Raw genomic sequence first — 1,166 nt, forward strand, 5'->3', positions numbered from 1 at the left:
CGGAGGAGCGCCTGCACCCGGGCGCCACCGTGGCGGTCTACGACCTGGGCGGCGGGACGTTCGACGCCGCCGTCGTGCAGCGGGACGCGAGCGGGTTCTCGCTGCTCGGGCGGCCCGAGGGGCTGGAGTTCCTCGGCGGGGTGGACTTCGACCAGGCGGTGTTCGACCACGTGGCCGAGGGTGCGCCCGAGGCGTTCGCGGGGCTGGACGAGTCGGATCCCGAGGTGCTCGCCGCCGTCGCGCGGCTGCGGCGGGAGTGCGCCGAGGCCAAGGAGGCGCTCTCGGCGGACACCGAGGTCACCGTGCCGGTCCTGCTGCCCGGGTTCCGCGGGTCGGTGCGGTTGCACCGCAGCGAGTTCGAGCGGGAGATCCGGGCGTCGGTCGAGGAGACCGTGAAGGCGCTGCGCCGGGCGGTGGAGTCGGCGGGGGTGACCCCGGAGGCGCTGGCCGGGGTGCTGCTGGTGGGCGGGTCCTCGCGGATCCCGCTCGTGCCGCAGCTGGTGTCACAGGAACTGGGGCGGCCGGTGGCCGTCGACACGGAGCCGAAGATCGCCGTCGCCAAGGGTGCGGTGGCCTTCCTCGGCACGACGAGTGGGGCAGGAGCCATGGCGGTGCACGGAACCGAGGACTTCGTCACGCCCCCGACGGGCACCGGCCGGTACCCGTCGGAGGCCCCGACGACGTACGCCCCGCTGGGGGCCGAGGCGCCCACGGCGTACGCGCCCGTCGCCCAGGACCCCTACGGCGACCCCACCTACGGCCTCTACTCCGGCCCGAACTCCGACGCACGCACCGAGCTCCTCCCCACGGACGCGCAGCCCACCCGCTTCACCGGCCCCCCGCCCGCCGAGCCGGGTGGGCTGTTCGACTCCTACGCCGAGTACGACAGCGACCGCCCCAAGGGCCGGTCGCCGGTCCTGGTGGTCGGGGCGGGAGGCCTGGTGGCCGCGCTCGCCGTGATCGGCGCGGTCGCGTTCTGGCCGGAGGGGCCCTCGGTCGGCACGGCGTCGGACCGGGGCATCACCACCGCCGCGGTCCCGACCCCGGAGGCCCCGGTCGCCACCCTCCCGCCGGTCGCGGAGGAGCCGACCGAGGCCGACGGCCCCACCACCCGACGAGTCGTCCCGACCCGGCCGCGGGCCACCACCACCGTCCCCACCCCGACG

At 76.6% G+C, this 1,166-nt stretch carries 1 protein-coding gene; it reads left to right on the forward strand.

What is annotated here, in order from left to right; translation table 11 throughout:
• Positions 1-1,166 (forward strand): Hsp70 family protein (locus H5J29_RS33595; protein ID WP_181784894.1); only part of this gene is annotated, 1,166 nt, incomplete at both ends.

This window comes from Pseudonocardia pini (genome assembly GCF_013870575.1).
Lineage (GTDB): Bacteria > Actinomycetota > Actinomycetes > Mycobacteriales > Pseudonocardiaceae > Pseudonocardia > Pseudonocardia pini.